27 protein-coding genes and 1 tRNA gene are annotated in these 24,228 nt (G+C 72.9%); 10 read left to right on the top strand and 18 right to left on the bottom strand.

All coding sequences use genetic code 11. The features are described from left to right. Positions 1–8 precede the first annotated feature (8 nt). The gene (locus P0Y31_RS15605) at positions 9–1,028 is read right to left on the bottom strand and encodes a GNAT family N-acetyltransferase (RefSeq protein WP_275871014.1); all 1,020 of its coding nucleotides are present in this window, start codon (positions 1,026–1,028) and stop codon (positions 9–11) included. Positions 1,029–1,046: 18 nt separating this feature from the next. After that, entirely contained in the window at positions 1,047–1,685 is a 639-nt protein-coding gene (locus P0Y31_RS15600) for a hypothetical protein (protein ID WP_275871012.1), read from the bottom strand. A 65-nt stretch (positions 1,686–1,750) separates the two neighbouring features. Here P0Y31_RS15600 and msrA point away from each other — a divergent pair, with 65 nt between their 5' ends. The 4 genes from msrA (at position 1,751) to P0Y31_RS15580 (ending at position 4,001) form a co-directional block, all read left to right on the top strand. Next, the gene (gene msrA / locus P0Y31_RS15595) at positions 1,751–2,428 is read left to right on the top strand and encodes a peptide-methionine (S)-S-oxide reductase MsrA (RefSeq protein ID WP_275871010.1); all 678 of its coding nucleotides are present in this window, start codon (positions 1,751–1,753) and stop codon (positions 2,426–2,428) included. 46 nt (positions 2,429–2,474) lie between these two features. After that, complete coding sequence (locus tag P0Y31_RS15590) at positions 2,475–2,945, top strand: GNAT family N-acetyltransferase (protein WP_275871009.1); 471 nt, start codon at positions 2,475–2,477, stop codon at positions 2,943–2,945. A 79-nt stretch (positions 2,946–3,024) separates the two neighbouring features. Continuing rightward, positions 3,025–3,447: a hypothetical protein gene (locus P0Y31_RS15585; RefSeq protein ID WP_275871007.1), complete on the top strand. Its 423-nt coding sequence runs from the start codon at positions 3,025–3,027 to the stop codon at positions 3,445–3,447. Positions 3,448–3,509: 62 nt separating this feature from the next. Next, complete coding sequence (locus tag P0Y31_RS15580) at positions 3,510–4,001, top strand: GNAT family N-acetyltransferase (protein WP_275871005.1); 492 nt, start codon at positions 3,510–3,512, stop codon at positions 3,999–4,001. A gap of 16 nt (positions 4,002–4,017) precedes the next feature. On the opposite strand, the gene P0Y31_RS15575 is transcribed toward P0Y31_RS15580, so the two are convergent. Genes P0Y31_RS15575 through P0Y31_RS15565 form a run of 3 tightly spaced genes read right to left on the bottom strand, consistent with a single transcriptional unit; the run spans position 4,018 to position 6,586 of the window. After that, positions 4,018–5,469: an HNH endonuclease signature motif containing protein gene (locus P0Y31_RS15575; RefSeq protein ID WP_275871003.1), complete on the bottom strand. Its 1,452-nt coding sequence runs from the start codon at positions 5,467–5,469 to the stop codon at positions 4,018–4,020. 49 nt (positions 5,470–5,518) lie between these two features. Beyond that, positions 5,519–6,049: a DUF1992 domain-containing protein gene (locus P0Y31_RS15570; RefSeq protein ID WP_275871001.1), complete on the bottom strand. Its 531-nt coding sequence runs from the start codon at positions 6,047–6,049 to the stop codon at positions 5,519–5,521. A gap of 33 nt (positions 6,050–6,082) precedes the next feature. Beyond that, positions 6,083–6,586 carry a GNAT family N-acetyltransferase gene (locus tag P0Y31_RS15565; RefSeq protein ID WP_275870999.1) on the bottom strand — a complete coding sequence of 168 codons (504 nt, stop codon included), beginning with the start codon at positions 6,584–6,586 and terminating at the stop codon, positions 6,083–6,085. On the opposite strand from P0Y31_RS15565, the gene P0Y31_RS15560 reads away from it, so the two are divergent. Further along, complete coding sequence (locus P0Y31_RS15560) at positions 6,585–7,475, top strand: cobalamin-binding protein (RefSeq protein WP_275870997.1); 891 nt, start codon at positions 6,585–6,587, stop codon at positions 7,473–7,475. The two genes, P0Y31_RS15565 and P0Y31_RS15560, sit on opposite strands and share 2 nt — an antisense overlap. 28 nt (positions 7,476–7,503) lie before the next feature. Here P0Y31_RS15560 and P0Y31_RS15555 read toward each other — a convergent pair whose 3' ends face one another. Further along, positions 7,504–8,886, bottom strand: coding sequence for a cystathionine beta-synthase (locus tag P0Y31_RS15555; protein ID WP_275870995.1), 1,383 nt, complete (start codon positions 8,884–8,886; stop codon positions 7,504–7,506). Positions 8,887–9,028: 142 nt separating this feature from the next. On the opposite strand from P0Y31_RS15555, the gene P0Y31_RS15550 reads away from it, so the two are divergent. The 3 genes from P0Y31_RS15550 to P0Y31_RS15540 all read left to right on the top strand — a co-directional run bounded on the left by P0Y31_RS15550 (position 9,029) and on the right by P0Y31_RS15540 (position 12,531). Next, positions 9,029–10,111, top strand: coding sequence for an SGNH/GDSL hydrolase family protein (locus tag P0Y31_RS15550; RefSeq protein WP_275870993.1), 1,083 nt, complete (start codon positions 9,029–9,031; stop codon positions 10,109–10,111). A 52-nt stretch (positions 10,112–10,163) separates the two neighbouring features. Next, the gene (locus P0Y31_RS15545) at positions 10,164–11,387 is read left to right on the top strand and encodes an acetyl-CoA C-acetyltransferase (RefSeq protein ID WP_275870991.1); all 1,224 of its coding nucleotides are present in this window, start codon (positions 10,164–10,166) and stop codon (positions 11,385–11,387) included. A 103-nt stretch (positions 11,388–11,490) separates the two neighbouring features. After that, complete coding sequence (locus tag P0Y31_RS15540) at positions 11,491–12,531, top strand: DUF695 domain-containing protein (RefSeq protein ID WP_275870989.1); 1,041 nt, start codon at positions 11,491–11,493, stop codon at positions 12,529–12,531. A 22-nt stretch (positions 12,532–12,553) separates the two neighbouring features. On the opposite strand, the gene P0Y31_RS15535 is transcribed toward P0Y31_RS15540, so the two are convergent. The 4 genes from P0Y31_RS15535 to P0Y31_RS15520 all read right to left on the bottom strand — a co-directional run bounded on the left by P0Y31_RS15535 (position 12,554) and on the right by P0Y31_RS15520 (position 14,154). Then, entirely contained in the window at positions 12,554–12,829 is a 276-nt protein-coding gene (locus P0Y31_RS15535; RefSeq protein WP_275870988.1) for a hypothetical protein, read from the bottom strand. 7 nt (positions 12,830–12,836) lie between these two features. After that, complete coding sequence (locus tag P0Y31_RS15530; RefSeq protein ID WP_275870986.1) at positions 12,837–13,682, bottom strand: Bax inhibitor-1/YccA family protein; 846 nt, start codon at positions 13,680–13,682, stop codon at positions 12,837–12,839. A 91-nt stretch (positions 13,683–13,773) separates the two neighbouring features. Beyond that, positions 13,774–13,847, bottom strand: a tRNA-Leu gene (locus P0Y31_RS15525). Positions 13,848–13,857: 10 nt separating this feature from the next. Then, on the bottom strand, positions 13,858–14,154 hold the full coding sequence (locus P0Y31_RS15520; RefSeq protein WP_275870984.1) for a hypothetical protein: 297 nt from the start codon (positions 14,152–14,154) through the stop codon (positions 13,858–13,860). Positions 14,155–14,241: 87 nt separating this feature from the next. On the opposite strand from P0Y31_RS15520, the gene P0Y31_RS15515 reads away from it, so the two are divergent. Beyond that, positions 14,242–15,486 carry a hypothetical protein gene (locus tag P0Y31_RS15515; RefSeq protein WP_275870982.1) on the top strand — a complete coding sequence of 415 codons (1,245 nt, stop codon included), beginning with the start codon at positions 14,242–14,244 and terminating at the stop codon, positions 15,484–15,486. Here P0Y31_RS15515 and P0Y31_RS15510 read toward each other — a convergent pair whose 3' ends face one another. Together P0Y31_RS15510 and P0Y31_RS15505 are read right to left on the bottom strand one after the other, a co-directional pair. Next, positions 15,487–16,317 carry an SDR family oxidoreductase gene (locus tag P0Y31_RS15510; RefSeq protein WP_275870980.1) on the bottom strand — a complete coding sequence of 277 codons (831 nt, stop codon included), beginning with the start codon at positions 16,315–16,317 and terminating at the stop codon, positions 15,487–15,489. It lies immediately after the preceding gene. Further along, positions 16,314–17,804: an NAD(P)/FAD-dependent oxidoreductase gene (locus P0Y31_RS15505; protein ID WP_275870978.1), complete on the bottom strand. Its 1,491-nt coding sequence runs from the start codon at positions 17,802–17,804 to the stop codon at positions 16,314–16,316. The genes P0Y31_RS15510 and P0Y31_RS15505 overlap by 4 nt, the downstream gene beginning before the upstream one ends. A 54-nt stretch (positions 17,805–17,858) precedes the next feature. Between P0Y31_RS15505 and P0Y31_RS15500 the strand changes: the two genes are divergently transcribed. After that, on the top strand, positions 17,859–18,566 hold the full coding sequence (locus P0Y31_RS15500) for a TetR/AcrR family transcriptional regulator (RefSeq protein WP_275870977.1): 708 nt from the start codon (positions 17,859–17,861) through the stop codon (positions 18,564–18,566). Positions 18,567–18,572: 6 nt separating this feature from the next. Here P0Y31_RS15500 and P0Y31_RS15495 read toward each other — a convergent pair whose 3' ends face one another. From P0Y31_RS15495 to P0Y31_RS15470, 6 genes are all read right to left on the bottom strand, one after another. Further along, positions 18,573–19,520 (bottom strand): Ppx/GppA phosphatase family protein, encoded by a 948-nt coding sequence (locus P0Y31_RS15495; protein WP_275870975.1) that lies wholly within the window; start codon positions 19,518–19,520, stop codon positions 18,573–18,575. Then, complete coding sequence (locus P0Y31_RS15490) at positions 19,517–20,050, bottom strand: DUF501 domain-containing protein (protein WP_275870973.1); 534 nt, start codon at positions 20,048–20,050, stop codon at positions 19,517–19,519. The genes P0Y31_RS15495 and P0Y31_RS15490 overlap by 4 nt, the downstream gene beginning before the upstream one ends. Positions 20,051–20,056: 6 nt before the next feature. Further along, positions 20,057–20,731 (bottom strand): septum formation initiator family protein, encoded by a 675-nt coding sequence (locus tag P0Y31_RS15485; protein ID WP_275870971.1) that lies wholly within the window; start codon positions 20,729–20,731, stop codon positions 20,057–20,059. A 29-nt stretch (positions 20,732–20,760) separates the two neighbouring features. Beyond that, positions 20,761–22,053, bottom strand: a complete 1,293-nt coding sequence (eno, locus tag P0Y31_RS15480) for a phosphopyruvate hydratase (protein WP_275870969.1) — start codon at positions 22,051–22,053, stop codon at positions 20,761–20,763. 94 nt (positions 22,054–22,147) lie between these two features. Next, a complete protein-coding gene (locus P0Y31_RS15475; protein WP_275870967.1) occupies positions 22,148–23,092 on the bottom strand; it encodes a pseudouridine-5'-phosphate glycosidase in 945 nt (314 codons plus the stop codon). After that, positions 23,089–24,225 carry a carbohydrate kinase family protein gene (locus P0Y31_RS15470; RefSeq protein WP_275870966.1) on the bottom strand — a complete coding sequence of 379 codons (1,137 nt, stop codon included), beginning with the start codon at positions 24,223–24,225 and terminating at the stop codon, positions 23,089–23,091. Before P0Y31_RS15470 ends, P0Y31_RS15475 begins: the two co-directional genes overlap by 4 nt. Positions 24,226–24,228: the final 3 nt, after the last annotated feature.

The raw sequence follows: 24,228 nt of genomic DNA, 5'->3' as shown, positions 1-24,228 counted from the left end.
CTCGCCCTTCAGCCCAGCACCTTCTGCCACTCGCGTCTGTGGGCGTCGACCGCGTAGCCGAGCCGCTGGTTGACCGCGAGCATGTGGGCGTTGTCCTCGGCGTTCCACGTGCGGATGGCGGTCAGCTCCGGCAGGTGCTCCATCACCGCGAGGGTGTTGGCCGCCTTGAGCCGCAGGCCCAGCACGTGGCCGCGGTGCTCGCGCACCACGAGGGTGTCCTGCTGGTAGCCCAGCGTCGGCGTCTCCGGCGAGACCTGCACCTGGGTGTAGCCGACGAGCCGGCCGGACGGGAGGTGCCGGGCCACGGTCTCCACGACGCGACGGCCCATGGAGGCGAGCACGTCGTACTCGCCCCGCATCCGCTCGGCGTCCCAGTCCTCCTCCTCGAGCTGCAGGTCACCGAGCGGCGCGTCGGTGCTCATCCGGCGCTGCAGTTCCGCCCGGTCCTCCAGCCACGAGTCCGGTATGCCGTCCACGCTGGTCTCGAGCGCGTGGTCAGGAGTGTTTGCGTCGCCGTCGTCTGCCGCGACGGCCGAGAGGGTCACCTCGTCCACGGGCAGCCGCAGGGTGCTGCGCAGGACGTGCTGGGCCGGCGCGTAGCCCCGCCCGGGCGCGAAGGTCTCACCGAAGGCGTCCGTGCCCCCAGCCGGCCACTCGGTCTCGGCGATGAAGACGCTGCGCCCCTGCTCGACGGCACGAGCCTCAGCCCAGCCGAGCAGCTCGCTGCCCACTCCGCGGCGGCGGTGGTCGGGGTGCACCGCCAGCGACAGGAAGGCGACGCGAGGGTTCTCCCGGGTGCGCAGCACCACGAGCACCGCGCCGACGACCTCGCCGTCCGGCTGCACCGCGGCGGCGGCGGTCATGCGGCGGTGCGGGCTGCGCTCCAGCTCGCGGAGCTCGTCAGCGCCCCAGGCGGTGTGCTCGTCCCCGAGCACGGCGCGACCGGACGCGGCATACACCTCGGCCCACCTCGTGAAGAGGTCGCACTGGGAGTCGTCGAGGCCGCTGACCGGCACGAGGGTGACCATGCGCCGAATCCTGCCTGACTACAGGGGCGAGTCCGGCAAGGGCTCGTCCGGGGGCACCGGCGCCTCGGGCACGGTCAACAGCGGGAGGGCCACGTGCACCACCGGCCCGATCGCGAGCGCGAAGAGCACGGTGCCGACGCCGAGGTTGCCCCCGAGCAGCCAGCCGATGACGACGACCGCGACCTCGATGCCGGTGCGCACCACCCGCACCGACCAGCCGCGGGTGCGCACCAGACCGGTCATCAGGCCGTCGCGCGGGCCGGGACCGAGGCGGGCGCCGATGTAGGCCGCGGTGGCCACGCCGTTGATGAGGATGCCGGTGACGAGGAACAGCGCGCGCACCCAGAGCGAGCCCGGCGCCGCCAGCAGTCCGAGGAACACGTCGAGGGCGGCACCGATGACGATGACGTTGCTGACGGTGCCGAGCCCCGGTCGCTCGCGCAGCGGAATCCACAGCAGCAGCACGACGGCGCCGATGATGATCGACCACTGGCCGATGGTGAGGCCGAACTGCTGCACCAGGCCCTGGTGCAGCACGTCCCAGGGGATGACCCCCAGGGAGGCGCGCACGATGAGGGCCTCGCCGAACGCGAAGACGAGCAGGCCGGCATACAGCTGGATCACGCGCCGCGGGAGGCGACGGGCGGCAAGGGGCATGGGCGCACCGTAGCCTCGCGTGTTCCAATGGATGGGTGCTGTTCGGATCGCGAGCGAAGACCACCATGCCCACCGCCGAGACGGCCCTGAAGGGCCGCTCCAGCAGGCCGTATGCCGTGCCCGCCCGGCACGAGGTGCTCGGCACCCCGCTCGAGGGGCCGTGGCCGGAGGGCACCGAGGTGCTGTACGTCGCGATGGGGTGCTTCTGGGGCGCCGAGCGGATCTTCTGGCGGCAGCCCGGCGTCGTGACGACGGCGGCCGGCTACATGGGCGGGTTCACGCCGAACCCGACCTACGAGGAGACCTGCACGGGCATGACCGGGCACGCCGAGACGGTGCTCGTGGCCTACGACCCCACGCAGACGACGCCCGAGCTGCTGCTCAAGGAGTTCTGGGAGAACCACGACCCCACCCAGGGCAACCGGCAGGGCAACGACATCGGCACCGCCTACCGCTCGGCGATCTACTGGACGACGGACGAGCAGGAGCGGGCCGCCCGTGCCACGCGTGACGCGTTCCAAAAGGTGTTGACCGACAACGGGTTCGGCACCATCACCACCGAGCTGAGGTCGGCGAAGGACGCCGGGACGTTCTACTGGGCCGAGGACTACCACCAGCAGTACCTGCACAAGAACCCCGGCGGCTACTGCAACCACGGACCCAACGGGATGACCTGCCCCGTGGGCCTGCTCAAGCAGGACGAGGTGCCGTCGCAGCAGGACATCCTGCCGCCCAGCGCCTGAGTCGCCCACGCCTGAGTCCCGGCGGCCCGCACCGTAGGGTCCGGGTGTGATCAGCTCCGGACTCAGCGACAAGCTCGGACGCGTCGTCACCCTGCGCCCGATCGGTGACGACTGGCGCGCGGTGGCCGACGTGGCGCCAACCGACGACCAACGGGGCTTCGTCTACGCCCTGGCGGGGCGGTACATGCTCATGACCGAGCGGGGCGGGCCGTGGACCTCGCTCGGCATCTACGCCGACGAGGACGTGGTCGGCCACGTGATGTGGGGCCTCGACGACGACGGTTCGCACTGGATCGGCGGGCTGGTCATCGACCGTTCCCACCAGGGGCACGGACTCGGCCGGGCCGTGACGCAGACCCTGGTCGACTGGTTCCGCGACCAGCCGGACCACTGGGTGACCCGGCTGACCTACCACCCCGACAACGCTGCGGCCGCAGCGCTGTACGCCTCGCTCGGGTTCGTGCCGACCGGCGAGGTCGACGACGGCGAGATCATCGCCGAGGTGCGCAGGGGCTGAACGACCGCGCCGGCTCCGGCTCGTCGTGAATCCGACCTGTCAGACCTCCTTCCTAACGTGACCGAGAAGGAGGTAAGTCATGAGAGTTCTACGGGCCACGACGGCCACCAACGGCGACGTCGCAGGTGACTACACGGCGGGTGTGCCGGGTGAGCTGGTCTACCTGGGATTGGTGTGCGCGACCGACCGGAACGACCCCGACGGCGGCTGCGGTTGTGGGCGCGGGTTCAGCGGACTCAACTCCGCTCGAGCAACGACCACTGCCGTGGTCGCAGACGTGGGCCTCTCTGAGACCGAGGTTCGGGAGGCGTACCGGTCCGGCCTGACCGGCCAGGGCTGGATCAACTCGCGGATGAGCGAGGCAGAGGTCGACGAGTTCCTCGACGAGGTCGTGGGCGTGGTCACCCGCATCGCGGAGCACTTCTCTGTCGGCACGGTGCTCGGTCGACGGCTGGACCAGGTGGTCTCGCGCGGCTTCTCGTTGCGCCACGTGGTCGCCTGAGGCCGGCTCCCCGGCCGGTTTCTCGGTTGCCGGCTGCGGCTGGGACTGTCTAGCGTCGCGGCGTGCTGATCCGCGAGGCCACTGACGCTGACCTGCCTTCCATCGCCCCGTTCTTCCGCGACATCGTCGCGGACGGGGAGAGCTATGCCTTCCCCGAGGACCTCGACGACCAGGGCGTCAGGGCATGGTGGTTCGAGCGCCCGCCGGGGCGGACCGTCGTGGCAGTCGACGACGACGGCGGCGTGTTGGGCACCGCCAAGATGGGCCCCAACCGGCCGAGTCAGGGTGCCCACATCGGCACGGCCAGCTTCATGGTCTCGCCCGACACCCAGGGGCGCGGCGTCGGACGTGCCCTCGGCGAGCACGTCGTCGCCTGGCACCGCGAGCAGGGCTACGACGGCATCCAGTTCAACGCCGTCGTCGAGACCAACACGGCGGCGGTCGCGCTCTGGAAGAGCCTGGGGTTCGAGGTGCTGGCCACCGTGCCGGGAGCGTTCGAGTCGCGCCGGCACGGCAAGGTCGGCCTGCACCTGATGTTCCTGCCCCTTCGCTAGAGCGGGCGGTTCGCGGTCAGGCGCTGTCGAGCAGGTCGGGCAGCCGGTGACGCTCCGCCCAGGTGATCGTGATGACGTTGTCTCGCCAGAGGTGCGCCCGGCGGGGGTCGCCCCGTGCGGGCAGGAGGGGCGGGGCGGTGGAGTCGTAGGTGTGTCCGGTGGGGGTGGTGGTGCGGACCCGGTGTGGTGGTGCGTGCGGGTCGGCGGCGGTCGGACCGGGGGCGGTGGCGACCGCGGACCAGCCCGGGGCCTCCTTGGCGTGGTTGCACGCCGCGCACAGGCCCTGACCGTTGGGGGCGCTGGTGGGGCCGCCGGCCCGGTCGGGGACCACGTGGTCGGCGTGCCGGATCGGGGCGTCGCACCACGGGGTGCGGCAGCTCTGGTCGCGCAGGGTGAGGAACCGGCGCAGCTGGCCGTCGAAGACGCGGCGCCGGGAGTCCATCGCGACGAGCTGGTCGCCGGTGGGGGTGGTGAACAGGCGTCGCAGGGTCAGCGCGGCCCCCGCGTCGCTGCAGGAGTCCGCGCAGTCGGCGGTGTCGGTCAGGAGGCGGCGGGCGAACGCGGCCGGCACCGGGTGCTCGCCGGGCAGGGTGGCCGGTTCGTCTCCGCCGAGCAGGGTCTCGGCCGGCAGGACGAGCTGGACCTCGAGGGGCACCGCGGCGGCGGTGGCCTGGCCGGTGAGGCGTTCGACGAGGGTGTCGGCCATGACCTGCCCGGCTCCGCGCGGGTCCGGTGCGGCGCCGTCACCGGTGGCGCGGGCGGCGCCGACCGCGGCGTGCAGGGCGGCGTAGGCGGCCACGCCCTGCTCGACCGGCAGCAGCGCGGTCAGGTAGGTCATGGTGTCCGGGGCCGGGCGCAGCGACACGCGCCGGTCGGCGCGGGCCTTGGCGGCCCGCTGGACCACCGCGGCGGCGTCGAAGCGCACGGCCAGGGCCTTGGCCCGGGACTCGACCTGCCGGTCGGACAGGGTGGGCAGCTCCGGCGCGAGCGCGGCATCCACCGCGGTGCGGTCCCCGGCGGACAGGCAGGCGGTCTCGCGGGCCACGATGGTGGCCCGCCACTCGCTGACCCGCCCGTGGCGCAGGTGCTCCCCGGTGTGGGGCAGCTCGGCCGCCAGCGCCCTGGCGAGCCCGAGGTGTCGCGAGCCTCGTGCCGGGGACTCGCGCCGGGCCAGGGCCACCTGGGCGGCCACCCCTCGACCGCGTTCCCGGGCCGGGACCCCGGCCGCGGCCTGCACCTCGCGCTGTGAGGCGTCGAAGGCCACCGCCACGGTGGCCTGGGCGCCGGCGCAGGCGTGCTTGACCGCCTCCAACAGGCCGAGCTGGTCGACCCGCTCGGCGTCCGACACGGCGGTGTCGAGCGTGGGCAACCTCTCGAGGAACGCAGCCAGGTCCGCGGTGGTGAGGGACGGCGCCTTCGGCAGGGGCGCTGTGGTCAGCGACCCCTCACCAGACACCGGTTCGAACATGTGTCCAACACTAGAGGAGGGGTCTGGCAGCCCAATGTGGATCGAGGAGTCAGCGTCCACGCACCAGGTCGATGAGCCGCCGCCACCACGGCTCGGAGTCGTACCGGGCCAAGGACGGATGGGCAGGAAGGGCCCTCGTCCCCGGCGCCAACCGTGGGGACTGCTCCTCCGCATCCTGCTGGTGTCTGTGCTGCGCCCGCAGGACCTGCCACTGCGCCACGAGCTCGTCCACGTCGACGGTCTTGACAAGCACGGGCGGGAACGGGCCGACAACCGGCCGCAGGCGGTCGAGCCTGACCCGGCGGTTGAAGTCCTCGAGCACCGCCCGCACCGACTCCTCGGCGCTCAGGTCGAGCAACGAGTGCGGGAACCCTGCGGCTTCCTTACGGAGCGCGAGGGCCGGCGGCATCGCGTCTGTCATGTCGAGGCCCTCGCGCTGCACCAGCTGCTTGACCCACCAGTCCGGGTCGTCCGAGTCCAGGCCCCTCAACGGCTTCCCGGCTCCGGGCAGGTTGTCGAACTCGCCGCGCTCCTGCGCCTCCCGGATCTGCCTCTCGACCAGGGACTCGTACGGGTCCATGCGATCGAGCGTAAGCCGCCGACGGATGCCGGGTCAGGCCCGCAGGTCCCTCTCGTAGAGCCGGGTGGTCGACTCGAGGTGGTCGTACCGGTACGGCCTCGTCTCCCCCGTCGCCTCGAACCCCAGCCGCAGCCAGAACCCCAGCACCGGGGCGTTGGTGTCGACCACGGCGAGCCGGAACCGGCGCACCTCCGGCCACTGCCCGGCATACCTCTCGGCGGCGGCCATGGCCGCCGCACCGACACCCTGCCCCTGCCGGGTGCCCGCCACCAGGAGCAGGCCGACGAACACGTACTCGGGGGTCGGGTACCCGCGCAGCAGGTCGACCACCGCCACCAGCTCGTCGCGCTCGAACAGGCCGAGCACGACCTTGTGCGACTCTGGCACCGACTCCGGGCGCATCATCAGCAGGCTGAGGGCGTCCGAGGGTCCTGGCGGGTAGCCGGTGACCCGCTCGCTGTAGCCGGGATCAGACTCGAGCAGCGCCTGCAGCACGCCCTCGTCGCCCTCGTCGAGCTCCCGTAGGGTCAGCTCCATGCGCACAGTGTCCCTCCTGCCCTCGACCACGGAAATCCTGTTCGCGCTCGGCGCCGGGGACCAGGTCGTCGGGGTGACGTTCGAGTGCGACCACCCGGCCGAGGCGCGCACCCGCCGCATCGTCTCGACGACCGCCATCCCACAGGGCCTGAGCCCGCACGAGATCGACGCCTTCGTCACCCAGGCCCTGCACGCGGGTGAGGACCTCTACCACCTCGACGCCGGGGCACTCGCCGAGCTCGACGCCGACCTCGTCGTCACCCAGGACCTCTGCGCAGTCTGCGCCGTCGACGTGAGCAAGGTCGACGACGCCCTCGACTACCTCGGCTGCCGCGCCGAGGTGCTCACGATCGACCCGCACACCCTCGAGGAGGTGCTGGCCTCGATCACCACGCTCGGCGACGCCACCGGCACCCGCGACCGGGCTGACGAGATCGTCGCCGACCTGCGGCAGCGGCTCAGTCGTGTCGCGAAAAACGTTGCCGGGCAACGTATGCCGCGTGCGCTCGTGCTCGAGTGGACCGACCCGCCGTTCGCCCCCGGCCACTGGGTGCCCGAGATGGTGACCGCTGCCGGCGGCGTCAACGCCTTGGGTGTGCCGGGTGAGAAGTCCGCGCGCACCACCTGGGCGGCTGTGCACCAGAGCGCCCCCGACGTCATCGTCGCAGCCCCCTGCGGCTACCACCTCGAAGGCGCAACAGCGTTGGCGCAGAAGGCGATCGACGACGGACACCTGCCTCACGGCATACCGGTCTGGGCCGTGGACGCGAACGCGTCGTTCGCGCGCCCCGGGCCCCGGCTGGTCGACGGCGTCGAGGCCCTCGCCGGGATCTTCCACCCGGGAACGGCGGAGGCGCCGAGCCCGGAGATGGCCCGGCGCCTCCGCTGAAACTGAGACGCGTTGTCGCGCAGCGCGATCAGTCGACGAGCGACGCCAGCAGGTCGGCCCGGGTGAGCACACCCACAGGCTTGCCGTCCTCGACCACCATGATCGCGTCGGCGGTCTCGAGCTCGTGGCGGGCGTCGGCGATCGGCTGGCCGGCTCCGACCAGCGGCAGCGACGGCTCCATGTGCTGCTCGACCGAGTCGGTCAGGTGCGCCTTGCCGGCGAAGAGCTTCTCCAGCAGCGAGCGCTCGCTGACCGCACCGGCCACCTCGCCGGCCATGACGGGCGGCTCGGCCTTGACGACCGGCATCTGCGAGACGCCGTACTCGTGGAGGATCTCGATGGCGTCGCGCACGGTCTCGGTGGGGTGCGTGTGCACCAGCGCCGGGAGGTCGCCGGCCTTCTTGTGCAGCACCTCGCCGACGGTGGCCTCGCCTGCGGCCTTCATGAAGCCGTAGGAGCTCATCCACTCGTCGTTGAAGATCTTCGACATGTAGCCGCGACCCGAGTCGGGCAGCAGGACGACGACGACCGCGTCGGCGGGCAGGTCCTTGGCCGCGCGCAGGGCGGCCACGACGGCCATGCCGCAGGAGCCGCCGACGAGCAGACCCTCCTCGCGGGCGAGCCGGCGGGTCATCGCGAACGAGTCGGCGTCGCTGACGGCGATCACCTGGTCGACGACCTTCGGGTCGTAGGCGCTCGGCCAGAAGTCCTCACCGACGCCCTCGACGAGGTAGGGACGACCGGAGCCACCGGAGTAGACCGAGCCCTCGGGGTCGGCGCCGATGATCTGCACGCGCCCGCCCTCGCGGTCGGCGGACACCTCGCGCAGGTAGCGGCCGGTGCCGGTGATGGTGCCGCCGGTGCCCACGCCGGCCACGAAGTGCGTGACCTTGCCGTCGGTGTCCTCCCAGATCTCGGGGCCGGTCGTGGCGTAGTGCGAGTTGGGGCCCTCGGGGTTGGCGTACTGGTTGGGCTTCCAGGCGCCCTCGATCTCCTTCACGAGCCGGTCGGAGACCGAGTAGTAGGAGTCGGGGTGGTCGGGCGCGACGGCGGTCGGGCAGACGACGACCTCGGCGCCGTAGGCCTTGAGCACGTCGCGCTTGTCCTGGCTGACCTTGTCGGGGCAGACGAACACGCACTTGTAGCCCTTGCGCTGCGCCACGAGCGCCAGCCCGACACCGGTGTTGCCGGAGGTCGGCTCGACGACGGTGCCGCCGGGCTTGAGCTCGCCGGAGGCCTCGGCGGCCTCGACCATGCGCAGGGCGATGCGGTCCTTCACGGACCCGCCCGGGTTCATGTACTCCACCTTGGCCAGGACCGTGCAGGCCACGCCCGCGTCCCTGGTAACGGTGTTCAGCTTGACGAGGGGCGTGTTCCCGACCAGGTCGGCGATGTGCTCTGCGTACTTCACGCCGGCCATCCTCTCAGATACTGGACATTCCGTATGCCGTGCGGCGGGTCCGCGCGCGCCCCACCTCGGTGGGCCGGCCTCGGGGCACGACCTGTCTGCGAGGGTCGTTACGGTGGTGACCCGAGGGCTGAGAGGAGCAGGGATGGGGCGGGCACGACGCGCGCGCAGGATCGCGGCGACCGCGGCCTACGGCGGTGGCGGGGTCGCGGCCGGCATCGGCGCGCTCGGGGCCCTCGGCTACGGCCTGCTCAAGGCGGAGGCCCGGATCGCCCGCCGCGTCGTGGGCATCCACTTCGAGGGCGCACCCGACGACGACGGCGTCTACGGCGCCGGCGCGGGCGAGCCGGTCAAGCTGCTCATGCTCGGCGACTCCTCGGCCGCGGGCATGGGCGCCGACAACCGCTACCAGACCGTGGGCGCGATCATCGCCACCGGCGTCTCCGCCCTCACCGGCCGGCCGGTCCACCTGACCAACGCGGCCGTGATCGGTGCGGAGTCCGCGGGCCTCGAGCTCCAGGTCGCCAACGCGCTCGACCAGGTGCCTGAGCCGCACGTCGCCGTGATCATGGTCGGCGCCAACGACGTGACCCACCGCGTCAACCGCGTCGTCGCCGTCCGCCACCTCGAGTCGGCGGTGAAGCGGCTGCGCGACGTCGGCGCCGAGGTCGTGGTCGCCACCTGCCCCGACCTAGGCACCATCGGGCCGATCCCCCAGCCGCTGAGGATGCTCGGCCGCCGCTGGAGCCGCGACCTCGCGGCAGCCCAGACGGTCGCCGTCGTCGAGGCCGGCGGGCGCACCGTCTCGCTGGGCGACCTGCTCGGGCCGGAGTTCGCGGAGAGACCGCACGAGCTGTTCAGCCAGGACCGCTTCCACCCCTCCCCTGCCGGCTACGCCCGCTGCGCCGCCGCGCTCCTGCCCAGCGTGTATGCCGCGCTCGGCGTGTGGGAGGGCGCGCCCGAGGAGGAGCGGCTGCCCGACCGCAGGCGCGGCGAGGGCATCGGCCCCGTGGCCCTCGCGGCAGAGCAGGCGGTGCGCGACGCCGGCACCGAGGTCAGCGCCACGGAGATCGCCGGGCAGGCGCGCGGGCCGCGCGGCCGCTGGGCGAAGCTGCTGCGCCGTCCGCGCATCCCGATCGCCCGGCGGGGCGGCGACGAGGCGCCGGAGGGCGAGACCAAGGCCACACCGGGGGGCGAGCCGGAACGGCATACGATCGTCGGTGACTGAGCGGCCGCTTACCGCGGCCCTCACCCCCACCGCTTGACGAGAGGAACACCAAGTGACCGAAGCAGTGATCGTCTCGACCGCCCGCACGCCCATCGGGCGCGCCTTCAAGGGTTCACTCAAGGACGTGCGCCCCGACGACCTCTCGGTCGCCGTCATCGAGGCCGCGCTGGCCAAGGTGCCGCAGCTCGACCCCTCGCTGGTCGAGGACCTCTACTGGGGCTGCGCCGAGCCCTCGGGCAAGCACGGCTCCAACATGGCCCGGGTCATCTCGGTGCTCGCCGGCTTCGACCACCTGCCCGGCGCGACCGTCAACCGGTTCTGCGCCTCCTCGGTGCAGACGACCCGGATGGCCTACCACGCCATCAAGGCCGGCGAGGGCGACATCTTCATCTCCGGCGGCGTCGAGTGCGTCTCGCAGTACAGCAACTGGGCCGGTGCGGGTGGCTCGACGGGCGAGAACCAGAACCCGAAGTTCGCCGACGCCAAGGCGCGCAGCGAGCAGATCGCCAAGGACAACACCACCTGGACCGACCCCCGCGAGGAGGGCCTGGTCCCCGACGTCTACCTGTCCATGGGCCAGACCGCCGAGAACGTCGCCACCCTGCGCGGTGTCTCCCGCGAGCGCCAGGACGAGTGGGGCGTGAGCAGCCAGAACCGCGCCGAGAAGGCCATCGCAGACGGCTTCTTCGAGCGCGAGATCGCTCCGGTGACGCTCAGCGACGGCACTGTGGTGACCAAGGACGACGGCCCCCGGGCTGGCGTCACCCTCGAGGCGGTCTCGCAGCTGCAGCCGGTGTTCCGCGAGAACGGCACCATCACGGCCGGCAACTGCTGCCCCCTCAACGACGGCGGTGCCGCCGTGGTGGTCATGAGCGACACGAGGGCCAGGGAGCTCGGCATCACCCCGCTCGCGCGCGTCGTGGCCACCGGCGTCTCCGCCCTCTCCCCCGAGATCATGGGCCTCGGCCCGGTGGAAGCCTCGCGCCAGGCGCTGGCCCGCGCCGGGATGTCGATCGGCGACATGGACCTCTACGAGATCAACGAGGCGTTCGCGGCCCAGGTGCTGCCCAGCGCCGACGACCTCGGGATGGACTTCGACAAGCTCAACGTGCACGGCGGCGCCATCGCCCTCGGCCACCCCTTCGGCTCCACCGGAGCCCGCATCACGACGACACTGCTCAACGGCCTGCAGGCCCGCGACGGCCAGTTCGGCCTCGAGACCATGTGCGTCGGCGGCGGCCAGGGCATGGCGATCATCTACGAGCGCCTCAGCTGACGCCGGGGCTGGCAGCAGCCCCACACCGCCGAGGGCGGCTTCCCGGGAGCGGATTACGGGAAAGCCGCCCTCCTGCGTCTCTGCCTCGGCAACGATGGCTCGCATGCGGCTCTTCCGACGCGACGCGCGCCCCGGTGAGCCCGCTGCCGCCATCGCCGCATTCTGGGACTGGTGGGCGTCGACGGGTCGCGACGCGGTGACGTCCGCCATCGAGGAGCGCGAGCCGGACCGGGTCGCGGACCAGCTCAACGAGGCGGTCGGCACGATCCACCCGGACCTCGCCTGGGAGGTGGGGGCGGGCGACCTCGCCCAGCACGTGCTCGTGGTGACCGCCGAGGGCGACCCCGAGCTGCGCCCCCTGGCGAGTCGCTGGCTCCGTTCCTGCCCTGCGGTCGACGAGACCTGGGAGTATGCCGCCTCGCGTCAGCCCGCGCGGGACGTCGGGGACATCGTGCTCGGCATCGGGGACCGCGAGGTCTCCTTCAACGACATCCGCGTGGGGGCGCGGCGCGAGGGGCTGCACCTCGAGGTCAGCGTGTACCACCCGCTCTTCGCCGACCTCGACGAGCAACTCCGCGGCCAGGTCGCCTTCCTGGCCCTCGACGCCGCGCTCGGCGAGGACGACGTCGAGGCCTGGGTCGGCGAGATCACCTGCGCCACCGAACCGCCGCTCGACGGCTTCCCGCTCACCGGGCTGCGCAGCGTGGTGAGCGACCTGCGCGACGACAACACCGCCGACGACGGGACCCCCAACTGGGTGGTGATGGAGGCGCAGGGCGACGAGGGGCCGGTCATGGCGCTCGCGCAGGTGCCCCTGTCGCCGGTGACCGCGCCCACCCTGGACACCCATGTGGCCGTGCTGGTGCCCTACACCGACCTGACCGAGCAGGGCTACCCCGGGCCGGGGTCCCTGGGGCCGCTGCGGGCACTGGAGGAGCACCTCACCGAGCGGATCTCCGGCAGCGGGCGCATCGTCGCCCACCAGTCGCACCGGGGGATGCGCGTGCTGCACATCTACGTCGACTCGACCACGCCGGCGGTGGAGCAGATGCGGGCGGCGGTGGACGCCTGGGAGCAGGGGCGGATCCGCGTCCAGGTCACGTCCGACCCCGGGTGGCACAACGTCGCCCACCTGCGGGCCTAGGCGGCACCGGCCGGGCAGGGCCTCAGGCGAGCCGGCGGCGAAGGCCAGCCAGCACGGCCTCCATGCCGTCGGCCCGCCCCGCCCGGCAGGCGTCGTAGACCAGGACGGTCAGCTGGTCCATCACGACCGCGGGTCCGAGGTCGGGCACGTCCTCGGGAGTGAGGTCGGCGAGGACCTCCCGCACGGCCGGCACACAGCGAAGCGCGTGGTCCAGCGGCAGCTGTTGCCACCGCCGGACCACGCGCCGCAGCTCGTCGGCCACGCCCTGCGGAACCGGGGAGGTTGCAGGGACGGTCACCGGCTGGTCACTCGCTGCGCAGGCGTCCGAGCAGGCGCAGGATCTCGAGGTACAGCCAGACCAGCGTCACGATGAGGCCGTGGGCCAGCAGCCAGGAGTACTTCTGCGGGGCTCCGGCCGCGATGGCGCGCTCGATCGAGTCGAAGTCGACGGCGAGCGACAGCGAGGCCAGGCCCACCGCGAAGACGGAGATGCCGATGCCGAGGGCGCCGGTGCCGCCGAAGCCGAACGGCGTGTTGGTGATCAGGGCGTAGCCGAGGTTGACCACCGCGAAGATCGCGTAGCCCATGATCGCCATGGTCATGATGCGGCGGAACTTGTCGGTGACCTTGATCAGGCCGACCTTGTAGGCCAGGAGCATGCCCGCGAAGACGGACAGCGTGGCCAGCACCGCCTGGGTGACGATCCCCTCGTAGAAGTCGGCGTAGACCGCGCTGACGGCACCCACGAGCAGGCCCTCGACGACGGCGTAGCCGACGATGAGCGGCACGCTGACGGTCTTCTTGAAGGCGATGACCAGACCCAGCACCAGGGTGAGGGCGATGCCGCCCAGCACGATGACGGGTCCGAACTGCGGCGCGAGCGCCCAGCCGAGGCCCGCGAACACGAGCAGCAGGACGAAGAGCCCGGCGGTCTTCATGACCACGTCGTCGAGGGTGACCCGGCCTGCCTGGACCGCGCTGGCCGGCGGCTGGTTGTACATCTCCTGGAGCTGCTGGTCGCTCATCGTGGGCTGGCCCCACGACGGTGCTGGCGCCGCGGGCTGCGGCGGCTGGGGTCCGCGGTCGCGGAAGCCGGCGTAGCCCTGCTCGGCCTCGCGCTCGATCCGGTTGAACACCGGGTTACTGGCCATGAAGTCCCTCCTCGGGGGCTTGGTCGGCCTGCTGGGGCCGTCTCACACACAGTAATTGCTCGGGACCTGACAAATGTTCCCGAGACCCTCGTGCCCCCGACGGGAGTCGAACCCGCAACACAGCGATTTTAAGTCGCCTGCCTCTGCCAGTTGGGCCACGGGGACAGGCGCAAGCCTAGGGGGCGACCGCCTCCACGCCAGACAGCGACGCGGTCGGCGCGGGGGCAGGCTCCCGGCCCGGCGTCGGCACGATCGTCGTCGTCGGCACGGGGGCCGGCTCCGGCTCGGTGGTGGTCGCCGACGGCGAGCCCGTGGCGAGCAGCATCAGCACGGCGGCCACCAGAGGAGCCGCGAGCGCCGCAGCCGCGGCCGCAGGCACCGCGCGACCGAGCGCAGGAGCAGGGCGCCCGGGGGGCGCCGGGGTGCGTGCCGGGAGCGGCTGGGGCGACCAGCTCGTGGCGGCGAGGGCCATATCCGCATGGTAGGTCCGCCACGACCGGTACCGCAGCGTTGTGAAAAAGCCGCCGCCGCGAGACCTCGAGCCGCCATGATCCTCGTCGTGGGCACACACGGGGGTGGGGGCAGTCGCCCGTCTGCGGATGAGACTCGCCAGGCGCTGAGGTGGCTTGGCGCGCCCCCGACCCTGCTCGCGCTGGCCGTGCTCGCGCTCAACGACCACGTGCTCAAGCAGGCGGCCCCGAGCGTGGTCACGGGCAAGCTGAGCGACGTGGCCGGGCTGGTGGTGGCACCGCCACTGCTGGCCGTGGGCCTCGCGCTGCTGCGGGTGCCGCGGCCCGCGGGGGTCTCCCTCGTCGCGACCGGCGTCGGGTTCGTGCTCGTGAAGACCACAGAGGGTGGCGTCGACGCGGCGAACGCGCTCTGGTCACTGCTCTGGCCGACGCGGATCCTGCGCGATCCCACCGACCTGGTCGCCCTCCCCGCCCTCCTCCTCGCAGCCTGGGTGGCCGGGGCCCTGCGGCGGCCCACGTCACCCGGCCGCCACAGCCTCGGCCTCGCCCTGGGGTCGCTGGCCCTGCCGTTCGCGGTTGTGGCCACCGCGGCCACCTCTCCCTGCTACACGCCCGAGGGCCTCCGGGACGTGGGGGTGGTCCGCGGTGACTTCAGCGGCCCACCCGCCGGTGCGGAGAACCGCCTCGTCGTCTCCCTGAGCTACCGGAGCGTCTCCATCGACGCCGATGGCCGGCTCGGCCGCCTGAGTGGCGTGGACCAGGCCCGGGTGTCCGACCTCGGTCCGCCACTCGAGGAGGCGTGCTCGACCGCGCAGCCCCAGCACTGCTGGCGGCGCACCCCCGGAACCCGTGAACCGTGGGTCGAGGCCACGACCGACGGTGGAACCACGTGGACCACCGACTACCGGATGCCGGCGGCAGAGCTGGAGCAGGTGCGCCAAGAGGGGGGTGACACGTGCGACGACGAGCCGCTGCCCGTGGCTCCGAGAGACATCTCCGTCCTCGACACCCCGCGTGGCCCCGTCGTGGCCGTCGCCTCGGGGCGGGCGGGGCTGCTCCTGCGCGACGGCGACGGAACCTGGACCCGACAGACCGACGACGACATCAGCCGCACCGCGGGGACTCCTCCGACCCCCGACCCCGACGAGCTGTTCACACCGCTGGACCCGACGCCCACGCCCACGCGCCCCTCCCGGACGACGCCCGCCCAGCCGACACCTCCCGTGCGGTCGACCACCCCGTGCGCCACCCGCACCGTCGTGACCATCACGCCGCACCCGAGCAACGGCACGCCGTTCCCCCGCGAGACCTGCCTGACGAGCCCGTACAACTAGCTAGCGGCTGAGCCTGCGGTGCGCACCGACCTGCGCCTGCACCAGCCCGCGGGCCACGGCCGGCGCGAACCGGTTGACCCGCCACAGGGTGTGGGCCAGCCAGCCCACCGGGATGACCGCCTTGTTGGCGGCGAGGCCGTCGACCGCGCGGGTGGCCACCACCTCCGGGGTGAGGAACCTCGGCTGCACCAGGCGCACCCGCGACCGGACGCTGGTGCCGCCCCCGAAGGAGGCCGGGGCGGCATACACGTCGTCGAGCAGCGGGGTGTCGACGAAGGCGGGGCAGAGCACGCTCACCCGCACTCCGCGGCTCGCCGCCTCCGCCCGCAGGGCGGTGGAGAGGCCCACGACGGCGTGCTTGGTGGTCGTGTACGGCAGCATCGCGGGGGCCGGGATGAGGCCCGCGAGCGAGGCCGTGTTGAGGATGTGGCCGGAGCGCTGCGCGCTCATGACGGGGTATGCCGCGGTGACGCCGTTGATCACGCCGCGCAGGTTCACGTCGAGGGCCCTGGTCCAGTGCCGCTCGTCGAGCTCCTCGAGCAGGCCGCCGATGGCGACGCCGGCGTTGTTGACCATGACGTCGAGCCGGCCGTGGCGCTCGGTGGTCGTCGCGACGAGCTCGCGCACCGCCTCCGCGTCGACGACGTCGACCTCGGCCGCACTGCCGCGGTCACCGAGGCCGGCTGCCACCTCCTCGGCCCGACCGCGGTCGAGGTCGGCCACGACCACGTGGCTGCCCCGCCGCGCCAGCTCGGCGGAGATGGCTCGGCCGATGCCCGAGCCACCGCCGGTGACGATCGAGACCGTGGGCCGGAAGTCCTTGCCCCTCATGCGTTCTCCTCCACGAGCTCTCGCTGCCTCACCGGCTCGAAGGCCGCCTCGTCGACGCGGCGCGTCCGCCACCAGTAGCCCACGACCGAGCCCGGCCACAGCGTCGTGTTGTTGCCGAACCGGTCGAGGTACCAGCTGCGGCAGCCCGTGGCCCAGACGGTGCGCCGGCTGCGCCGCCGTACCTCCTCCATGAACCGGCGCTGCGCGTCCACCGTGGTGACGCTGGGGCCGGACCGACCGCGGTCGAGGCATTCGAGCACGTACCGTGTCGCCGCCTCGATCATGAGCACCACCGAGTTGTGGCCGAGGCCGGTGTTGGGCCCGAGGAGGAGGTAGAACTCGGGGAAGCCCGCGACCGTGATGCCGAGGTGGGTGTGCATGCCACCGGCCCACGCCTGCGCCAGGCTGCGGCCGCCCGGCCCCCGGACGTCGAGCCGCTCGAACGAGCCGGTGACGTCGAAGCCCGTGCCCAGCACCAGGGCGTCGACCTCGTGGCGCGCGCCCCCAGCCGTGACGACCGCACCCGGCTCGACCCGGGCGACGGGCTCGGTCACGAGGTGGACGTTGGGCCGCTCGAACGCCGGCCAGTAGTCGTTGGAGAGCAGCACCCGCTTGCAGCCCAGCGTGTAGTGGGGCGTGAGCCCGCGACGGACCTCCGGGTCGCTGACCGCTCGGTGGAGGTTGCGCAGCGCCAGCCGTTCGGCGAGTCGGGCCACGGCCGGGTAGCGGGTGAACAGTGGCACGCGCGCCTCGAGCTCCCAGAACGTGGCCCAGCGCACCGCCCGCTGCAGGGCCGGCCACCGGCGGAACAGTCGTTGGCGACGCGCGCTCCAGGGCCGGTCGCTCTTGGGCAGGATCCACGCCGGGGTGCGCTGGAAGACGGTCAGCTCGGCGACGCGGGTGGCCAGCTCGGGCACCATCTGCACCGCGCTCGCGCCCGTGCCGACCACGGCGACCCGGCGTCCGGCGAGGCCGTCGTCCTCGGGCCAGCGAGCCGAGTGCAGCACCGGGCCACCGAAGCGCTCGAGGCCCTCGACGTCGGGCAGGCGCGGCTCGTGCAGGGCGCCGACACCGAGCACGAGGGCGTCGGCGGTCCACTCGCGGCCGTCCGCGGCCCGGAGCGACCAGCGCCGGGCGGCGTCGTCCCACTCGGCGGAGACGAGGTCGGCGCCGAAGGCGATGTGCCTGCGCAGGCCGTGCCGGTCGGTGACGTCGCGCAGGTAGTCCCAGATCTCCCCCGCCGTGGCGAAGTCCCGGCTCCAGTCGGGCTTGAGGTCGAAGGAGAAGGAGTACAGCCGCGAGGGGACGTCGCAGGCGCAGCCGGGGTAGCGGTTGTCGCGCCAGGTGCCGCCCACCTCGTCGGCCTTCTCGAGGACGACGAAGTCCTCCCCGCGCTCGGCCAGCTGGACCGCCATGCCCAGGCCCGAGAACCCGGTGCCGACGACGGCGACGCGGTGGTGTGGCGCGGGCGGGGTCTCCGGCTCCATGGGCGCAGAACTTACCAGCAGTAAGTTACCGGCGGTACCGGTAGCATCGGCCGCGTGAGCCAGCCCGCCGTGCCCGACAGCGCCGACCCGGTCGCCCGGGCGGCGACCCGTGCCGGCCGTGCCGGCCGTGCTGGCCGTGCTGGCCGGGCTGGCCGAGTTGGTCGGGGGGCCCGTATGCCGCGGGCGCAGCGCGAGGAGCAGATCCTCAGCGTGGCGGAGGCGGTGTTCGCCGAGCGCGGCTACCAGGCCACCACGATGGAGGAGGTCGCCGAGCTGGTCGGGGTGACCAAGCCGCTCATCTACGGCTACTTCGGCTCCAAGGAGGGCCTGCTCTCGGCCTGTGTCGACCGGGCCCGGGCCCAGCTGCGTGAGGCGACGGTCGCCGCGTGGGAGGCCGTGCCCGAGGACGCGCCGCTCGAGGCGGTCTTCGAGAGCGGCATCCGGGCCTTCTTCGACTTCATCGACGAGCACGCGTCGGCCTTCGCCCTGATCCAGCAGGAGGCCGCCGTGGCGGCCTCCACCAGCAGTGACATCGAGCGGATCCGCACCCAGCAGTCGGCCGTGGTCGCCGAGGCGCTCGGTCGCGTACCCGGCCTCGACAGCGTCCCCGCAGAGCTGCTCGAGGGCTACTCCGAGGTCGTCATCGGGGCCTGCGAGCGGGTGGCGGTCTGGAGCCTCGGCCGGCCCGAGGTCACCGCCCAGGACGCCACCGACCTGGTCATGGCCGGGGTGTGGCGCGGGCTGGCCTCCCTAGCGCGGTGAGGGGCGTCAGTCGGCGCAGGAGAAGGCGATGCCGTCGAGGATGTCGTGCTCGGAGGTGATGACCGTGGTGGTGCCCGACGCGGCCGCCACCCGCTGCACGACCTCGTGCCACACCAGCGCGCCGGCGCCGATGACGTCGACCCGACCGGGGTGCATGAACGGCAGCGCCGCCCGGTCGGCGCGGCTCATGTGCAGCAGCGACTCGCAGGCCGCCAGCACCGCCCCGGGTGCCAGCGTCGTGAGGTGGATGCGCGAGGCGTCGTAGGCGGGCAGGCCCAGCGCGTGCGCGGTCACCGTGGTGATGCTGCCGGCGAGGCCGACCAGGGCGGTCACCCCCCGGAAGTCGACGGCCTCGGCAGCGGCGTCGATCGCCCCATCGATGTCACGGGTGGCGGCCGCGATCTCTTCTGCGGTGGGTGGGTCGCTGCGTAGGTGCCGCTCGGTCATCCGCACGCAGCCGATGTCGACCGAGCGCGCCGCCTCGACGTGGTCGGTGCCGCGCACGAACTCGGTCGAGCCGCCACCGAGGTCGACGACCAGGCTGGGCCCCTCGATGCCGAGGGCACGCAGCTCGCCGGTGGCGCCCCGGAACGACAGGGCGGCTTCCTCGGCGCCCGAGATCACCTCGGGCGAGGTGCCGAAGTGGGAGAACGCCTCGCGCACCCCGGCCACGAACTCGCCCGCGTTCCCGGCGTCCCGCGAGGCCGACGTCGCCACGAACCGCACGGCCTGCGCGCCCTCCTCCCGGCACTGGGCGGCATACTCGGCGGCCATCGCGACGGTGCGCCGCATGGCCTCGGGGTCGATGACCCCGGTGCGGTCGACCCCGTAACCGAGCCGCACCACCTCCATGCGGCGGACCAGGTCGGTGAGCTTGCCGGCTGCGGCGTCGACGTCGGCGATCAGCAGGCGGATCGAGTTGGTGCCGCAGTCGATGGCGCCGACGCGGGTCACGACGGGTCCCCGGGGGGAGCCGGCTCCTCGGGCACGCACGAGCCCGCCGCCCACCACTCGCCGAGCAGCGCGAGGGCCTCGTCGCCGAGGGGGTTGACGCCGGGGCCCGCGGCCAGGGAGTGCGCCACCAGCACGTGCAGGCACTTCACGCGGGTGGGCATGCCACCGGCGGAGATGCCCTCGATCTCGGACACCTCGCCCAGGGCCGACCGACGGCGCAGGTAGTCCTCGTGGGCGGCGGCGTAGCGGGCCGCGAGGTCGTCGTCCTCTGCCAGGCGCTCGGTCATCTCGCGCATCAGCCCACCGTTCTCGAGGGTGCTGATGGCGCCGGTCAGCTTGGGGCAGGTGGCGTAGAAGGTGGTGGGGAACGGCGTGCCGTCCGGCAGCCTCGGCTCCGTCGTCAGCACGTCGGGATGCCCGCAGGGGCAGCGGTGCGCGACGGCGGCCACCCCTCGGGGCACCCGGCCGAGCTGGGCGTGGACGGCGTCGAGGTCCGCCTGGGTGGGGGGCTCAGGGCGGCTGGCGTTCATGCTGTCCTACTGCTTCGTCGGTGTCGGGGCGGGGGCGTCGGGGGTCGTGCCGGGAGTCGTGCCGGGGGTCGCGCCGGGGGTGGTGGCAGGGCTGCGGGAGCCGGCGTCGGGCGCTCCGCGGTCGGCGACCTTCGCGGACTCCCAGACCCGGCCGTACCACGGGCTGTCCTGCTTGGACGTCGGAGCGGCGGCCACCCCGGGCGTCTCTGGCTGCTCCGGGTCGCCGTCGATGACGGTGTAGGAGCGGTCGCCCACCTTGACGAACTTCAGCCGCTCACGGGCCTGCTGCTCGACGTAGGCGTCGTCGTTCCAGCGGGCCTGCTCCTTCTGGAGCTGCTCGACCTTCACCCGCTGCCCGGCCACCTGCTCGCGCATGGCGTCGATGTCGCCCTGCTGGCGCAGGTAGGAGCGAAGGGTGGGCACGAGGGTGATGGCGAGCAGCACGAAGATCGAGGCCAGCACGAGGATGCGCCGCAGCGAGCGGGTGGCCTTGCGGTCCTTGGCCGAGCGCGCGGCGGCTGCCGCCTGCCGCAGGGCCCCGCTGGTCCGCGCCGACGACCGGGCGCCGCCCGTGCGGGGGCTGGGCCGGGACGCCGCCGACTTGGCGCCGGGGCGTGCCGAGGAGGCGCGCCGCGCGGGCCTGCGCGGCGTGCCTCCCTGTCCCCCGCTGTTCGTGGGCATCGAGCGCTCTTCGGCCCTGTCGCGTGCGCTCAGCCCTGGGGCTGCGGCGAGAAGCGCGGGAAGGCCGCGGCGCCGGCATACACGGCGGCCTCGTCGAGCTCCTCCTCGATGCGCAGCAGCTGGTTGTACTTGGCCACCCGCTCGGAGCGGGCCGGGGCGCCGGTCTTGATCTGGCCGCAGTTGGTGGCCACGGCGAGGTCGGCGATGGTGGTGTCCTCGGTCTCGCCGGAGCGGTGGCTCATCATGCAGCGGTAGCCGTTGCGGTGGGCCAGTTCGACGGCGTCCATGGTCTCGGTGAGCGAGCCGATCTGGTTGACCTTGACCAGCAGCGCGTTGGCGGTGCGGCTGTCGATGCCGCGCTGGAGGCGCTCGGGGTTGGTGACGAACAGGTCGTCACCCACGATCTGGACCCGGTCGCCCAGTCGGTCGGTCATGGTCTTCCAGCCGTCCCAGTCGTCCTCGTTCAAGGGGTCCTCGATCGAGACGAGAGGGTAGGAGTCGACGAGGTCGGCGTAGTAGTCGACCATCTGCTCGGCCGTCTTGGAGACGCCCTCGAAGGTGTAGGCGCCGTCGTCGTGGAACTCGCTGGCGGCCACGTCGAGGGCCAGGGCGATCTGGGTGCCGGGCTCGTAGCCGGCGCGGGTGATCGCCTCGAGGATGAGGTCGAGCGCCTCGCGGTTGGAGCCGAGGTTCGGCGCGAAGCCACCCTCGTCGCCGAGGCCGGTGGCCAGGCCCTTCTCCTTCAGCACGGACTTGAGCTCGTGGTAGACCTCGGCGCCCCAGCGCAGCGCCTCGCGGAAGGAGTCGGCGCCGATCGGCGCGATCATGAACTCCTGGATGTCGACGTTGGAGTCGGCGTGGCTGCCGCCGTTGAGGATGTTCATCATCGGCACGGGCAGGACGTGCGCGTTGGGGCCGCCGACGTAGCGGAACAGCGGCAGGCCCGAGGAGTCCGCGGCGGCGCGGGCGACCGCGAGGGAGACCCCGAGGATGGCGTTGGCGCCGATCTTGCCCTTGTTGGCGGTGCCGTCGAGGGCCAGCATCTCGGCGTCGACGAGCCGCTGCTCGCTGGCCTCGAAGCCGAGGAGCTTGGGGCCGATCTCGTCGAGCACGGCGTCGACCGCCTTCTCCACGCCCTTGCCGAGGTAGCGGCCCTTGTCGCCGTCGCGGCGCTCTACCGCCTCGAACGCGCCGGTGGAGGCTCCCGAGGGAACCGCCGCCCGGGCGATGGTGCCGTCGTCGAGGGCGACCTCGACCTCGACGGTGGGGTTGCCTCGGGAGTCGAGGATCTCGCGGGCGCCTACTGCCTCAATCGTGGCCACAACATCTCCTGCGCGGTGCCGGACGGGGTGCAAAGTCGTACGGCACGAGCCTAGCCGCTGGCCCCGCACCCCGAGGCGACCGACCCGCGTGCGATCAGGCCTGCAGCCAGGCGACGGCGAGGGCGGCGCCGAGCCGGGCGTTGCTGCGCACGAGGGCGATGTTGGTCTCGAGGCTGCGGCCGCCGGAGAGCTCGACGATCCGGCCGAGCAGGAACGGCGTGATGTCCTTGCCGTGGATCCCCCGCTCCGCGCACTCGCCCAAGGCCTGCTCGATGAGCGCGCCGATCTCCTCGGCGGGCATCTCCTCGTCGGCCGGCACCGGGTTGGCCACCGCGATCCCGCCGGAGAGGCCGAGGTCCCACTTGGCGCGCATCATCGCCGCGAGCTGCTCGACCGAGTCGACCCGCATGGGTGCGCGGTGACCCGAGCTGCGCGAGTAGAACGAGGGGAACTCGTCGGTGCCGAAGCCGACGACGGGCACACCGAGGGTCTCGAGCGACTCCAGGGTCAGGCCGATGTCGAGGATCGACTTCACGCCGGCACTGACGACGGCGACGTCGGTCTGGCCGAGCTCGGTCAGGTCGGCGGAGACGTCGAAGCTGGTCTCGGCCCCGCGGTGCACACCGCCGAGGCCGCCGGTGACGAAGACGCGTATGCCGGCCAGGGCCGCGAGGCGCATGGTCGAGGCCACCGTGGTGGCCCCGTGGGCGTGTGTGGCGACGACGTAGGGCAGGTCGCGCAGGCTCACCTTGGCGACGTCGCCGTGGCTGGCCAGCACCTCGAGCTCGTCGCGGGACAGGCCGATGCGGGGGACGCCGTCGAGGATCGCGATGGTGGCCGGCACGGCGCCACCGTCGCGGACGATGCCCTCCACCTCCACGGCCATCTCGACGTTGCGGGGGTAGGGCATCCCGTGGCTGATGATCGTCGACTCCAGCGCCACGAGGGGGGCGCCGTCACGCAGGGCGGCCGCAACCTCGTCGGAGAGGGCGAGCATGGGGTGGGGGGTGGCGGTGGCATTGGGGGCGGTGGTGGTCATGCGGTCTCCTTGGCGGCGCGCAGCTCGGCGTCGACGAGGCGCGCGCTGATGTCGGGGCGGACGGTGTCGGGGCTGGCGACGGTGAGGGCCGCGGCCATCTGGCCGAAGGCGGCGGCGTCGGCGGCGGAGTCGCCGCGCAGCAGGGCGTGGACGAAGGCCGCGGTCATCGAGTCACCCGCGCCAGTGACGTCGACGGCCTGGGTGCGCGGTGCCGGCAGGTGGGTGACGTGGACGCGGCCGTCGTCGTCGAGGGAGCTGAGCGTGCTGCCGGCAAGGCCCCGGCGCACCCACACGTGGCGGACGCCGAAGTCGTGCACCTCTCGCGCCGCCTTCGCCACGCTCGCGGCGGTGTGGGGGACGGCGCGGCCGACGATGGCGGCGAGCTCGTCGTTGTTGGGGGTCAGCGCCAGCAGCGGCCGCTCGGGGCTCAGGGCAGGCGCCAGCGCCGCCGCCTTGGCGACGCTGACCGGGTCGACGACGACGGGCACCCGGCACGCAGCCGCGTAGTCGAGCAGCCAGACGGCCGGCGCCGGGGGGATGTTGCCCTCCACCACGAGCAGGTCACAGTGCGCGACGAGGTCGCGGGCCCCGGAGAGCTGCCGGACGGTGAGGCTGTCGGTGCACGACATGTTGGAGACCGCGACGAGCAGCTCGCCGTCGGCGTCCATCACGGCGAGGTAGGTGCCGGTGGGCTGGTCGCTGGTGACCATGTGGTCGACCACGACGCCGGCCGCCCGCGTGGCGGCCACGAGCTCCTCGCCGAACGGGTCCCGCCCGACCGGGGCGACGAGGTGGGTGGGCGAGCCGAGACGCGCCAGGTTCTCGGCGATGTTGCGACCGACCCCACCGGGGGTGGTCACCGCTGCGCCCGGGTTGGAGGTCCTCAGCACCACCGGCTCGCGCGAGTGCGCCTTGATGTCCATGTTGGCGCCACCCACCACCACGACGGACCGGCGGTCCGGCCGCAGCACGTAGCCCCGGCCGAGGATGACCCCCTTCTTCGCCAGGTTCGAGAGGTGCACGGCCACCGACGCCTTCGTCGTGCCGAGCCGGTCGGCCAGGGCGGCGGCGTCGAGCAACGGGTCGAGCCGGAGCAGGTCGACGATCTCGCGCTCACGTTGCGTCAGGGTCACCTT

It is taken from the genome of Knoellia sp. 3-2P3, from assembly GCF_029223115.1.
Classification (GTDB): Bacteria; Actinomycetota; Actinomycetes; order Actinomycetales; family Dermatophilaceae; genus Pedococcus_A.
The sequence above is the reverse complement of the archived record's forward strand: the minus strand, read 5'-3'. Positions and strand labels throughout refer to the sequence as shown.